Origin of the sequence: Paenibacillus sp. cl6col (genome assembly GCF_900102125.1) — a bacterium.
GTDB classification, from domain to species: domain Bacteria; phylum Bacillota; class Bacilli; order Paenibacillales; family Paenibacillaceae; genus Paenibacillus_B; species Paenibacillus_B suaedae.
In genome coordinates this window covers 93,157-105,505 of sequence record NZ_FNAZ01000008.1, presented here as the reverse complement: position 1 = coordinate 105,505, position 12,349 = coordinate 93,157, and the positions used below count along the sequence as shown (strand labels likewise).

Sequence of the window (12,349 nt, the reverse complement as noted above, 5' to 3'; positions counted from 1 at the left end):
CGGAGCATGTGAGCCAAGGAGCAATAAGCTCGGAGCACGTGAGCCAAGGAGCAATAAGTTCTGAGCATGTGCGCCTTGGGGCAATAACGCCAGAACATTGTACGTTCTCGTCTATTCGTACTACATCGACGAGAACCTCTGCACTGCAGCAATTCGGGATGTCGTCTTTCGCTTTCCGTGAACTAGACGAGAAGATTGAGTTAACGATACAGTTCGAAGAATCCTATCCGCATGAAAACTATGTTTTCGTCGCAATGACCAATCATCCTTCTTGTTATGCAGTTCTGAAGTCGCAGTTCACGGATCATGTCGTCATTGAAATTATCCGTACACGCATTGGTCCGCAGCCGGAAGGATTCGTATCATGGATCGTGATCGGATAGAAAAGGATCACTTCGCGAATGCCGATTCGTGATTATGAGTGACCGTCAGCGTCAACATGGCTGCTGGCGGTTATTCACCCACATATTTCAGCCGTTTATCCCCGCTAATCCCTCGTGTATGTACAGATGCCGTTACAACTTATCAGGTAGGCACATACAATGTGGTGGTTACACAGGCATAACTGTCCTAGGGGGTGAAGCGAATTGCGGAGAGTGAAACTGCGTCGGCGTCGGATCCGTTCTACAAAAAAGCGTAAACGGAGAATGCGCAGATGGAGTCCCAAGCTAAAAATACCTGCACATTCTTATCCGGTCTTATCTGTGATCATTCCTGTCTTAAATGAACGCCGCACGCTGTCAAAAGTCATTGAACAGGCTGCCCGAGTCCATCCAAGGACAGAAGTTATCGTGGTATCTAACGGCAGTACAGACGGATCAGATCGGATTGCTGAGTCAATGGGAGCCCGGGTGCTCCGATATGATCAGCCATTAGGGCATGACATAGGTCGAACCGTCGGGGCACAGGCAGCTCGGGGGAATATTTTATTATTCTTGGATGGCGATATGGTGATCGCATCCTCGAAGCTCAGACCTTATATACGGAAGGTTGAAGAAGGCAAAGACATTGTACTTAATGACTATTCAGGACCTGTGAATCGCCACGAAGTGCATCAGGTCGTCTTGGCCAAGCATGCGCTTAACGCGCTGCTATCACGTCCTGACTTGAAGGGAGCATCAATGACAGCGGTGCCCCACGTCATTAGCCGTCGGGGATTGGAAGTTATCGGAGCGGATGCGTTGTCCGTACCGCCGCTCGCACAGGCCATGGCCATCAACAAAGGGCTCGCTGTCACGACCGCTCCTTCCATCGATGTAGGGAAATTGAACCGAATTCGCACCAAAGGGCACATAGCGGATCCATTAGAACAGCTCATCAATGACGATCATATGCGGGCAGTTTGCTGGCTGCTCGAACAGGCTGGAGATCGTGGTGGACATACTGACTTGACTAGACAACGATGGCGGGTGAATTAAGTGAAACTAAGGAGAAAGCGACAACGGCGCATCAAGATACGGCGTAGAACCCGGCAAGTATTCAGCGTGGCCAGTCGGCGGCGACGCAAAAAAATCCGCCAGCGGAAATCCCAACGGAGGACGAGGAGGAAGCCTCACCCAATTGCTCCGAAGGTTAGCATCACGGCTGTTCCCCGCGTCCCACGGGAAATGTGCATGGAGGCCTCAAGGGCTGGACAGGTGCAAGGCATCGAATACGCTATGCAACAAGAAGTGTCGACAGAAGTCCCGCGTCCAATCGTCAAGAATGAGATGCAGAGGCGGTTTGCATCGTTTATGGAGCCTTATCGCCCCATCCTGCGGCACTTTGAGTGGATAAGGGCTATGGCTGAATCGTTCCGAGACGGGTTCGTACAGAGTCGTTTCCCTCAGGCTGCAGATGCGGTGCTTGTGCCGACAACGAAGCGTGTAGACGTCGTGCTCAGCGCATGCAATGAGGAGAGAAGCATTGGAGCTGTTCTGCAGCAATTGCAGCAATTGTCGCTAAATGCTCTCTTTGTCATCATCAATGGTTCCAAAGACGGTACGCTGCAGGTCGCCAAAGAGCAGGCCCAGGAGGCAACCATTGTTCATTATACCGATCCGCTAGGGCACGATATAGGCCGCTCAATAGGGGCAAGGCTGTCGGACGCTGATATTGTATTGTTTATGGATGGGGACTTTCCAGTACCTGCTGATAATTTGGCTCCGTTCATATGGGCAATTGAGACGGGGGTCGATGTTGCACTGAATAATATTACTCCATTACTTCATCATTTCGGACAGCAGGATGGAATTACGCACTGCAAGCAATGGCTCAATCGCTGCTTGGGGAGAGAAGATCTGTATGCGAACTCAATGACAGCAGTTCCGCATGCCCTTAGCCGCCATGCCATCGAGACGGTGGGTGAAGAGGCGCTCTGTGTTCCACCTAAGGCGCAGGCACTTGCTATCGTACGGGGGCTCCATGTTCAGGCCGTACAGGTCGTGGACGTCATTCATAATAACCGAATTAGACAAACGAATGTCGGAGCAAGCAATCCGGTTGCCACATTAATTCTTGGCGATCACATGGAAGCCTTCCAGGCGCTAATGATGGAGAGGGATACAGTTCAAACAGACAACGTGGAGCGAGAGCGCATTGCAAGGGGAAGAAATGTTGGTTGAAGAAATCATATCCGTATCCACACACCAGTATGATCAAATCAACATATAATGCGCGCAAGTAACGGATAAATGTGCGAGATCAAGTATCGAACGCATATGTTCATGTAGGGAGGATGTACGTCATGAAGGGCATCATATTGGCTGGGGGGACTGGAACCCGTCTCTATCCACTGACCAAGCTAATGAATAAGCACTTAATACCTGTAGGCAAACATCCTATGGTTAGCTATGGGATAGAACGATTGCGCTCAGCGGGCATAACCGACATTTTCATGGTGATTGGTAAAATGTCTGCTTCGTTGTATATCGAATATTACGGCAGCGGCCAGTCTATGGGGGTGCGCATAACGTATGCAATTCAGGAGGAAGCAGGGGGCATCGCGCAGGCGCTGTCGTTGGCAGAGCCCTATTTGACGCGGGATGAGAAGTTTGTTGTGTTGCTGGGCGACAACTTATTTTTGGACAATTTAACCCCTTATGTAGAAGCGTTTCATCAACAAGATGCTGGAGAGGCCCGTATTCTGCTCAAAAAAGTCAAGGATCCGCATCGATACGGCGTCCCTAAATTCGATAGAGAGCATCAAGATCGAATAGCATGCATTGTAGAAAAGCCAAAAAGCCCCCCATCATCCTATTGTGTCACAGGCATATACATGTACGATACTCAGGTGTTCGAACATATTCGCGCAATTGAGCCATCCGCGCGAGGGGAACTGGAAATTACCGACGTGAACAACTGCTATGCGCAAGCTGGCAAGCTGCAATACAATACGCTTCAGCAATGGTGGATCGATGCGGGGACATTTGATTCCTTATCAGAGGCTTCGCAACAATTGTGGGAGGTGCGGTTGTGACGCATTTGCTCGTAACCGGCGGCATGGGATTTATCGGGAGCAACTTTATTTCATATATGCTCTCTCAATATGAGGGATTGCGCATTACGAATTTGGATGCACTCACTTACGCTGGCAACCCAGATAATGTGGGGGACGTTGTAACATCCGGTCGTTATCGTTTTATTAAAGCGGACATTACAGATCAGGCGCGTCTCGAACAGATCTTTTCGGAGACGGCGTATGATGCGGTAGTCCATTTCGCGGCCGAGTCCCATGTTGATCGCAGCATTTCTGATCCAGAGGCATTTGTCCGTACGAATGTATTCGGAACATTTCAGTTGCTTGAGGCTGCGAAGCGTCACCAGATCTCGAAGTTCATTCATGTATCTACGGATGAAGTATATGGATCGCTAGACAAGACAGGTTATTTCACAGAAGAGTCTCCATTGGCGCCGAACAGCCCCTATTCTGCATCGAAAGCGGGATCTGACTTGCTTGTGCGAGCTTATGCACATACGTATGGAATGCCTGTTGTAATTACTCGATGCTCCAATAATTATGGGCCAAGACAGTTCCCAGAGAAGCTTATTCCGACGATTATCCTGCGTGCATTGCATGATGAACCGATTCCTGTATATGGTGACGGGATGTACGTGCGGGATTGGCTGTATGTTACAGACCATTGTGCGGCAATTGATGCGGCATTGAGAGCGGGCAAGGCAGGGGAAGTCTATAACATTGGCGGGCATAATGAGCGTACGAATATTGACATCGTGAAGATGATTCTTCAAGTGCTGGATAAACCGGAATCACTCATTTCCTTTACCTCAGATCGTCCTGGACACGACAAGCGTTATGCCATCGACCCAGCAAAAAGTGAGCGTGAGCTGGAATGGCGCCCAACCGTCAATCTGGAGCAAGGGATGCAGGAAACGATCGATTGGTACGTATCCAACCGAACTTGGTGGGAGAGGGTTCGCACCGGCGCTTATTTAGGCGCACACTGATTCAGGCTTCAGGCATATAGGCTTTATAGGCAGATAACTGCATGATGACAAGGGAAGGTGAAGGCATGAGTACGACTGTGGGCCGCAAGAGGCCGCTGCTTATTCTAACTACAGCTTCTATTCGTACTCCACGCAAAAGAAAGCGTCGCCCGCTTGGCAAGCGATTGCGAACAAAGAATGGTCGAGCGGGCAGTCTGAGACGCAAAGGGGCGCGAAGAGGGTTACGGAAAAAGGGGGTTCTGAGATCGAGGCTATCGAGGCTATCGAAGCTACCGAAGCAGTCGAGGCTGCCGAAGCTAGGAAAAAGCGACCCTGTTATTCATCAATTCATTCCGACCATCCCCAATCTGGAGGATGAGAAGCGGCTTAGCTTTGAAGATGGATACCGTCATGGAAGGTATGAGGGAGGCGAGTTGATTCTGGCGAATTTATTGCCTGAGAATACGTATCTCCCTGATATATCCGTAGAAGACGTCATCACTGCAGGCTTCGAACAGTTCCGGCATCAGTTGCAGTCGTTCATAGAACCGGAGGCAGTATGCGCAGAGCTTCATAAGGCGCTGGAAGAGCGAAGACCGATGTCCCTTGTCCGACTTGGTGATGGAGAGATGTTCGCCTTGGCACATGATAAAGTCGTTTCGACTGAACTCGTGCGGAGACATGGCGATTTCCTGGCCTATGCAGGACTTGAAATTCCTGATCATAATTGTCGGGAACAATTGGCTGAAGCTGTGCGCAAAGCGTCATTTGTCGGTGTACCTACCTTCCGTTCTCCGAATTTCCATGGCCTCCTCTTGCCGGTGCTTCGTGCACATGGCTTACACATGGGTGATATGAGGCTGACCGTTTCGACAGTGAATTACGCTATTGCATTGCAGGGACACCTTTATGGCTTGCTTAGAAGGCGCCGCGTATTGACTGTGGGCAATGCCGCCGTGGGATTAGCATCCATGTTGAGGAAGCGAGGAATTACAGTAACCGGTACAATTGCTCCTGTTCGGGGGACAACGGATATCCCACGCATTCTAGATGAGGTGTCCCGATATGAATTTGATATCGCTTTGGTAGCGGCAGGAATTCCAGCGGTCATCCTGGCACAGCAAATAGCAGAGCGATACAACAAAGTGGCCATTGATTTCGGCCATTTAGCGAATAAGATCGCGGATGGAGTCATTGCAATATGAAGTTGAGATTGGATTCGGTAGTGTGAACTTGCATTAAGGGGAAGGGGAGGTGTGACACGTTTATGACTCGACATCGTCGGCCGGTACTGCAGAAGACGCGGAGGGCAGGAGCTCGAACATCAAACAGCACACACCAGCTATCAGGGAAGGGCAAGGGTGACCGGAGGCAAGACCGATTCGATCATGGTTATTCGTTAGGTTATGTCAGAGGCTTTCAGGCAGGTCAAGAACGGTATGGCACCCCATTCGACGGAACGAGCATCATTTTACCTGTTTATAATCAACGGAATCAGTTGGAGCAGTGCTTGGACAGTATTTTCTCGAATACGGACAGACCGATCGAAGTGATCGTTGTTGATGATGCCTCCACCGATGATACGCTGGCCTATCTGCAAAGGCTTAGCGGACAGATTAGATATCACAGCCATGAGACCAATCGAGGTCTGGCAAGTGCAATCAATACTGGATTGATGATGTCCAAAGGCAGCACGATATGCATATTGAACAGTGATACGCTCGTAACGCCGAAGTGGTTGTCCGGTATGCTGAATTGCTTACACAGCAACATAGAATTTGGTATGGTTGGATCAGTGTCGAACCGTGTTGACGGCGAACAGCAGATACCTGTGCCTTACGAACATGTCCAAGATATGTATGACTTTGCTGCTGAATATAATATCCCAGATGCAAGCCGGTGGCATAGCACAGATCGTTTGTTCCATGTGTGCCGCCTTATGCGCCGCAGCACATTTGAAGCGAATGGATACTTTGATGAGCGATTTGAGAATAGCGGATTTGCAGATGAAGATTATCATTTGCGCATGCGGCTGCTAGGGCTCAAGCTTATCGTATCGAGGGACGTATTTATCCATCGCTCGTTCCAAGCAAGCCTGCAGGAGCAGGGCGGTCACACTCAATCTAGTCAGGATAAGCATGCGGCTTTCTTTCAAGAGAAGTGGGGCAATGCTTATGATTGGCTTCAGCGTATTCGTACGCAGCATGGGATGCTTGCGGGCCGGCAATGTCAGGCATTTTATCCGTCTCAGGTGGCAGTTACTGGACTAAACGATGCAAATTATTGGATTGAAAATGGGGCAAAACGTCCTGTTCAAGGGGAGTTGCGTATCCCGATTGTAAGGGTAAGTCAGCTTGAATTGCGAGGCTGGCCAACAGGAGTACCAATTGAGGCTGCTGCGGTTGCGGAGAAATGGAGTAAACAGCATGCAACAGAGGGAAAGATTCCTGACGGTGCTGTATTTAAAACGGAACTAGGAAAGTATTATCGTCGTGAGGGTGAAGCATGCAGAGAGCTTGTTAGTGATCATGCGCTGAACCGCTGGGGATTCGCTGATAAGGTAGCAATCCGTACGGAACAAGAGAGAAGCAACCTTACGGAACAGTTGCCAATTATGGCGCACCCGGTCATTCATTCCTATCACATTTGAGGAATTGAAGAGTGGAAGTTAGGCCTTGTGCTTGGGAGGGGAGAATATTGCAACATTTCATCACGGACATGATTGGTCAAATGTCATATACACAGCGGCATATGGCGCGCGTGCTTGACGCAGAGCGGCAAGTAGCGGTTCGCATGGCGCAAATCGTGCATGCACTGCCGGATGTTGACCCTCAATTCGGGGGGGAGAACGATTATAAGGAATACTCCCAGGCATTAACGAAAAGTATCGTAGCTTATCTGAACGGAATCGCCGAGCTAGAGGAAGCGATGGCGGAACAGCTGCAGCATGTGTTGAAGGAGATTTCGGATGATACAGAGGAATAATGCGCATGCAAGGGGGGATCTGCATGAATAGAGAACAGTCCTATCACGTCATTCTGGAGGCTATGGCCAAGATGCAGGGCAATGTAGCGAAGATCCTAGAAGCTAAAGCAGTAGAGGCCGAGAAGATGCGCAACTGGACGTTGAATCATATGACAGAGCATTCGTTCACGAATCATCGGGAACAGATTGTCGAACCTCTTGACGTGCATGCGCAAGTGGTTGAAGTAATCGAGAGTTTGACGAAGCTGCAAGTCAGTCTGTCCCACAATATGAAGGTACTGCTCCGGCGTGAGGAATCCGAGGGTTACGGGGATAGCCTCGGAGGGGGCATGTTGAATGGGGAGTTCGGAATAGGAGACAAAATGTAATGGCTGCAGCGCACGAGGAGCAGCAGGTGCAGATTGAAATGATCAAGGCTATTGTGCAGAGCCAATCCGCATTGGCACGTATGTTGAATCAAATGGCTGACCTCACAGCACATTCAGAAGCTGCAACGAAATTGCTCAAGGACAATATTCGTCTGTTGTCCATGTATCAGCTTGCACTATGCGGCATGGTCACAGGTTTTCAGACCCGTATTCGCAAGACAGGCACAGCTGCGCCTCCATGGCTGCATCCGGATTGTCAATTCGAGGAGATGAGAGTGGAGGAGGGAGAAGTTGCAAGTGAATAAGCTGAAGCGAGCACGGAGATCCCGGCGGCAAATAGGACAGCAGAAGTTGGTTAGCGGCATTGGATCAACGGGAAGCGTAAGGAAAGCGGGCAAGCAGGTTCCGCAACGGAAATCGCAACGCCGTCTTCAGGTTGTGAAGCAGCCCGATCGTCGGCGTACAACGAAGCAATTTGCCTCAACACATTCGACTCATCATCGCATTCAGCATCCTGCATATCAAGATGGATATCGGGTGGGGTATGCGAAAGGATATGAAGATGCACATCAACTGTCCTATGCCAATCAAGCATAACGAAGTGAACAGTCTGACACTTGCATGGGCAAGAGGAGGGCTGTTTTTTAATGGCTATCGAGTGATAGGATTCGGGCAAGAAGGAACTTGAACAAGTATCACGTTTGGGTAAACGGGGTAGAACGATGCGCAGTTGTATGCCTGCGCATCGTCAGAAACTTGATTATCGATTACAGCTCTCTATAAATTGGTTTCAAGGGGAGAGACATAGCTTCCTGCTTGAATGTGGCTCCAGTTGTATGACGTCAAGCGTGGTTCCGCCTACCAGGGGTAGATCGAGCCACATGCGCATAACGCTTACTCCCCATGCACGAGGAATGATCGTATCCCACATGATTCCACGCTGCTGCACTTCCCATTGGGAGATCGCCTTGTGAGCTCGTAGACGAGTGCTGCCGCTATAGTTGTGTTCCGTACTGTCGAGTAGCTGTTCACGCGGTTGAAGTCGAATATAAACAAGGTCGGAAGCAAGATGAACGTCCATCTCTTCTGGTTGAAAGATTCTGTCTCCATGCTGCTCGCTCCATTTTCCCCAGTGTTCAGATAGCTTGTGACTTAGTAATTGTGCAAGTTCTAGGTCTTGCATATCGTGCCTCCTCTCGATGAGATGCAATATCTGCCGTGCAGATCGAAATCGATTGCAAGCAGCGTCTCAGTTGTTGTGCGTATCCTACCTTTTGGAATAGAGATTGTAAATAGAATCCAATCCAGGAAATCCAAACAAATGGTCAAACAAAGCGTTTACATACAGGTATTTATTTAAATTTCTTTGTTTTTCTCATGAAATCATCGCCGCATAAGCAAAGTTGAGAAATTGCGAGGTAATGATGCTGTAATGGGAGATAAGATGGGATTAGTTGATCACAATTGCCCGGAAATGGAGAAATTATGGTTTTCATTTCATTTACAGCAGGAGGGGGAAAGGCGTAAGATTCAGTTCAGCAACAACAACGTTATCCGTTGCGTCTCAATCGCTGAATTCCGCAGGAAGCGGAAGCGGGGGAACCAATCAAGTGAATGGAGCTGAGTGGACAGTCAGCAGCCACCGTTCGCATGGGGTGAATCCGGCACAGGATTACTGTCCTGGCTGGTAGGGCGACTCTTCGCGCCCGAATCCGTCAGCTAACCTCGTAAGCGTACGGGAGAGGCGCGCCTGATCATATGGCGACGCACCTCTTTCTTGCAAGTAGGGCTTCGGACAGATGAACAGGAGGAACTGGATATGTACGATGCGGACCGGGTCATTACAGTGTTCGCAGGCTGTGAGACGGGGATTGAATTCATACGTCAGTTGAAAGGAGCAGGATATTCGGTGGCGGGAATTGCCCATAATGGGCGATTGGCAAAGCGATTGGAAGGTATTGGCGTTCATTCCATATGCCGAATCAATACGACGGAGCCGAAGGCGTGGGCCGTCCCTCATGTCCCGATTGGCCGAATCTATGTGTTTGAACAGAGCTTTGCGCTTTCCTGCCGGCTGCTTCAAATATGCCGGCAATGGACGACGGATCCGATCACAATCGTGACGAAGCGTCATCATCCGCAGTCGATCTACCGATTGCTTGGTGCAAATTACGTCATTTATACGCAATCGGATCAAGTTTCATTTTTACTATCAGATATCATCTAATTTATCCATATAGGCAATGCTCACCGCTGAATCCCATTCATGGGAACGGGGGAACCAATGTTAGTGCGCCAGCTGTACATCTGCAGTTCGCGCAAGGGGTGAATCCGGCACAGGAATCCGTTCCTGGCTGGTAGGGCGACTCTTCGCGCCCGAATCCGTCAGCTAACCTCGTAAGCGTCCAAGGAGGCAGCCTTTATTTCGTCGTGGAACATTACGCGCACGTTTATTTGACGACGCGCGAAAAAAGCCACACGGAAAGGGTCCCTCTTTCCGTGTGGCTTTTTGTGTTGCCTGCGCGTTCCTACAGAGCGAGAAGTCTTGGTAGGAGCGGGATCGCGGCAGCATTGCCTGGAGAGATGAGAACCTTATTCAGGAGGAGGAAGGGACTATGTTTGATGCAGTCATGATGATTCTTCTCGCACTGCTTGGACTAAGCGTAATGGGCATTCTCCATTGGTGCAAGGCGGAAGTGGATGAACGGGGTGATCGCTCATGATGATCGTGTTATTCACCTTGATTACGGCGCTGTTCATTTATTTGTTATATGCCTTAGTCAAGCCGGAACGATTTTAGTTTGGGCAGAGTGATTGTTGATATTTGTACATTAGAGAAGGGTGGAACGGAACAATGAGTGCAATCGAATGGATCGCCATTGGAATTACCTTATTGCTTGCCTTGGCGATAGCGCGTCCGATCGGAATATATATGGCAGGGGTGTTTGATAATAGCGGAGCTCCAAGACCGTTGGACCTTGTATTTGGTCCGATAGATCGTTTTTTATTTAAGTGTTTCGGCATTAAGGATCAATCGCAAAGCTGGAAGGCATACGCCTTTACAGCAGTTGCCACGAACGTGCTAATGATTGTGGTGACGTATGCAATATTCCGCCTTCAAGGGGTATTGCCGTTGAATCCGAATGGCATTCCTGGCATGGAACCGGGAGTAGCATTCAATACGGCGATCAGCTTCATGGCGAATACGAACTTGCAGCACTATAGCGGTGAAAGTGGACTGTCTCCGCTGTCACAAATGACGGGCATTATTTTCTTGATGTTTACGTCACCTGCTACTGCGCTTGCGGCAGTAATGGCGATTATTCGCGGTTTGACTGGCAAGCCGCTCGGCAACTTCTTGGCAGACCTTGTGCGTTCGATTACGCGCATTTTCCTGCCTATTGCGATCGCTGCCAGTGTACTGTTCATCTGGAATGGGGTTCCGCAATCCTTAAGTCCAATGGAAAGTGCAGTAACCGTTGAAGGAGCAGAGCAGCACATTCCGCTCGGCCCTGTAGGAGCTATGATGTCGATTAAGGAGCTTGGCAACAATGGCGGCGGCCACTTTGGAGCGAACTCCGCACATCCATACGAGAATCCGAACGGTGTGACGAATTTAATTCATATTTTACTCATGCTGATGCTGTGCACGGGGCTGCCGTTTGCCTACAGCCGCATGGTCGGCAACAAGAAGGAAGGGCGAGTGCTGTTCGTCTCCATGGCGATCTTGTTCCTCATTATGCTCGGATCATCGCTTACGGCCGAACATATGGGCAATCCTGTGCTGAACGCAGCAGGATTAAGTGGAACAGGCAGCATGGAAGGGAAGGAAGTGCGCATTGGCGTTGTGCAATCGTCACTGTATTCGGTCGTTACGACTGCATCGGAGACGGGCGGAGTCAATAATATGCATGACACGCTGACACCACTCGGTGGCTTGATCCCGATGGCGAATATGATGCTGAATACCGTATTCGGCGGCGTCGGTGCTGGATTTATGAACGTGCTGCTGTACGTCATGATCGCCGTATTCCTATCCGGTCTCATGGTCGGACGGACACCTGAATTTTTGGGCCGCAAGCTGGAAAGTAAGGAGATGAAACTGCTGGCGGTTACCTTGCTGGTGCATCCGATATTGATTCTAGTACCGACTGCAATTGCAGTTGCTACACAGGCGGACACCCTGTCCAATCCAGGATTCCACGGATTGTCGCAAGCATTATATGAGTTTACATCATCTGCGGCGAACAATGGATCCGGGTTTGAAGGGTTGGGAGATGCAACGCCGTTTTGGAACATTTCCACAGGTATTGTCATGTTCTTAGGGCGCTACGTATCGCTCGTTACGCTCCTTGCCGTAGCAGGATCGATGGCGAAGAAGCAGCCAATTCCGAACACAAGTGGTACGTTCCAGACGAATACGGCGCTGTTCGGTATCGTATTTGTCGGCACAGTACTTATTGTGGGTGCTCTGACGTTCTTCCCGGTAGTCGTGCTCGGTCCGGTCGCAGAACATCTGACGTTGTGGAAATAAGGGGGAACGGAAAATGAAGACGGAAAAACAGATGAAA

The 12,349-nt window shown here is 49.8% G+C and carries 15 protein-coding genes and 2 riboswitches; of the genes, 14 read left to right on the top strand and 1 reads right to left on the bottom strand.

Translation table 11 applies throughout. From position 1 onward, the window contains the following. The 11 genes from BLS15_RS20380 to BLS15_RS20330 form a co-directional block, all read left to right on the top strand. The coding region (locus tag BLS15_RS20380; RefSeq protein ID WP_090513578.1) for a WIAG-tail domain at window positions 1–383 on the top strand (383 nt) is incomplete at its 5' end. A gap of 213 nt (window positions 384–596) precedes the next feature. Continuing rightward, complete coding sequence (locus BLS15_RS20375; protein WP_331281230.1) at window positions 597–1,418, top strand: glycosyltransferase family 2 protein; 822 nt, start codon at window positions 597–599, stop codon at window positions 1,416–1,418. A gap of 195 nt (window positions 1,419–1,613) precedes the next feature. Continuing rightward, the gene (locus BLS15_RS20370) at window positions 1,614–2,603 is read left to right on the top strand and encodes a glycosyltransferase family 2 protein (RefSeq protein WP_021252381.1); all 990 of its coding nucleotides are present in this window, start codon (window positions 1,614–1,616) and stop codon (window positions 2,601–2,603) included. 122 nt (window positions 2,604–2,725) lie between these two features. After that, window positions 2,726–3,457, top strand: a complete 732-nt coding sequence (locus BLS15_RS20365; RefSeq protein ID WP_021252380.1) for a sugar phosphate nucleotidyltransferase — start codon at window positions 2,726–2,728, stop codon at window positions 3,455–3,457. Next, entirely contained in the window at window positions 3,454–4,446 is a 993-nt protein-coding gene (rfbB, locus tag BLS15_RS20360; RefSeq protein ID WP_021252379.1) for a dTDP-glucose 4,6-dehydratase, read from the top strand. Before BLS15_RS20365 ends, rfbB begins: the two co-directional genes overlap by 4 nt. A 65-nt stretch (window positions 4,447–4,511) precedes the next feature. Beyond that, complete coding sequence (locus BLS15_RS20355) at window positions 4,512–5,630, top strand: GT-D fold domain-containing protein (protein WP_254777381.1); 1,119 nt, start codon at window positions 4,512–4,514, stop codon at window positions 5,628–5,630. Between the two features lie 62 nt (window positions 5,631–5,692). Continuing rightward, the gene (locus BLS15_RS20350; RefSeq protein ID WP_028533772.1) at window positions 5,693–7,075 is read left to right on the top strand and encodes a glycosyltransferase family 2 protein; all 1,383 of its coding nucleotides are present in this window, start codon (window positions 5,693–5,695) and stop codon (window positions 7,073–7,075) included. A 47-nt stretch (window positions 7,076–7,122) separates the two neighbouring features. Continuing rightward, the gene (locus BLS15_RS20345) at window positions 7,123–7,410 is read left to right on the top strand and encodes a hypothetical protein (RefSeq protein WP_021252376.1); all 288 of its coding nucleotides are present in this window, start codon (window positions 7,123–7,125) and stop codon (window positions 7,408–7,410) included. A 23-nt stretch (window positions 7,411–7,433) separates the two neighbouring features. Continuing rightward, window positions 7,434–7,778, top strand: a complete 345-nt coding sequence (locus BLS15_RS20340; protein WP_021252375.1) for an alpha-helical endospore appendage domain-containing protein — start codon at window positions 7,434–7,436, stop codon at window positions 7,776–7,778. After that, window positions 7,778–8,083, top strand: a complete 306-nt coding sequence (locus BLS15_RS20335; RefSeq protein ID WP_021259107.1) for a hypothetical protein — start codon at window positions 7,778–7,780, stop codon at window positions 8,081–8,083. Before BLS15_RS20340 ends, BLS15_RS20335 begins: the two co-directional genes overlap by 1 nt. After that, window positions 8,076–8,375: a hypothetical protein gene (locus BLS15_RS20330; protein WP_028533773.1), complete on the top strand. Its 300-nt coding sequence runs from the start codon at window positions 8,076–8,078 to the stop codon at window positions 8,373–8,375. Before BLS15_RS20335 ends, BLS15_RS20330 begins: the two co-directional genes overlap by 8 nt. 193 nt (window positions 8,376–8,568) lie before the next feature. On the opposite strand, the gene BLS15_RS20325 is transcribed toward BLS15_RS20330, so the two are convergent. Then, window positions 8,569–8,961, bottom strand: coding sequence for a hypothetical protein (locus BLS15_RS20325; RefSeq protein WP_028533774.1), 393 nt, complete (start codon window positions 8,959–8,961; stop codon window positions 8,569–8,571). A 376-nt stretch (window positions 8,962–9,337) separates the two neighbouring features. Next, a riboswitch (cyclic di-AMP (ydaO/yuaA leader) is annotated at window positions 9,338–9,527 on the top strand. Between the two features lie 70 nt (window positions 9,528–9,597). On the opposite strand from BLS15_RS20325, the gene BLS15_RS20320 reads away from it, so the two are divergent. The 3 genes from BLS15_RS20320 (at window position 9,598) to kdpA (ending at window position 12,312) form a co-directional block, all read left to right on the top strand. Beyond that, entirely contained in the window at window positions 9,598–10,005 is a 408-nt protein-coding gene (locus BLS15_RS20320) for a hypothetical protein (protein ID WP_028533775.1), read from the top strand. A gap of 14 nt (window positions 10,006–10,019) precedes the next feature. Further along, a riboswitch (cyclic di-AMP (ydaO/yuaA leader) is annotated at window positions 10,020–10,197 on the top strand. A gap of 300 nt (window positions 10,198–10,497) precedes the next feature. Then, window positions 10,498–10,578 carry a K(+)-transporting ATPase subunit F gene (gene kdpF / locus BLS15_RS30065; RefSeq protein ID WP_065291998.1) on the top strand — a complete coding sequence of 27 codons (81 nt, stop codon included), beginning with the start codon at window positions 10,498–10,500 and terminating at the stop codon, window positions 10,576–10,578. A gap of 63 nt (window positions 10,579–10,641) precedes the next feature. Further along, entirely contained in the window at window positions 10,642–12,312 is a 1,671-nt protein-coding gene (kdpA, locus tag BLS15_RS20310) for a potassium-transporting ATPase subunit KdpA (RefSeq protein ID WP_028533776.1), read from the top strand. Window positions 12,313–12,349 lie beyond the last annotated feature (37 nt).

Coding starts and splice junctions, on each gene's coding strand:
- BLS15_RS20370 (WP_021252381.1), top strand. CDS start 1,614: ATGGAGGCCTCAAGGGCTGGACAGGTGCAAGGCATCGAATACGCTATG.
- BLS15_RS20365 (WP_021252380.1), top strand. CDS start 2,726: ATGAAGGGCATCATATTGGCTGGGGGGACTGGAACCCGTCTCTATCCA.
- BLS15_RS20355 (WP_254777381.1), top strand. CDS start 4,512: ATGAGTACGACTGTGGGCCGCAAGAGGCCGCTGCTTATTCTAACTACA.
- BLS15_RS20350 (WP_028533772.1), top strand. CDS start 5,693: ATGACTCGACATCGTCGGCCGGTACTGCAGAAGACGCGGAGGGCAGGA.
- BLS15_RS20340 (WP_021252375.1), top strand. CDS start 7,434: ATGAATAGAGAACAGTCCTATCACGTCATTCTGGAGGCTATGGCCAAG.
- BLS15_RS20335 (WP_021259107.1), top strand. CDS start 7,778: ATGGCTGCAGCGCACGAGGAGCAGCAGGTGCAGATTGAAATGATCAAG.
- BLS15_RS20325 (WP_028533774.1), bottom strand. CDS start 8,961: ATGCAAGACCTAGAACTTGCACAATTACTAAGTCACAAGCTATCTGAA.
- BLS15_RS20320 (WP_028533775.1), top strand. CDS start 9,598: ATGTACGATGCGGACCGGGTCATTACAGTGTTCGCAGGCTGTGAGACG.
- kdpF (WP_065291998.1), top strand. CDS start 10,498: ATGATGATCGTGTTATTCACCTTGATTACGGCGCTGTTCATTTATTTG.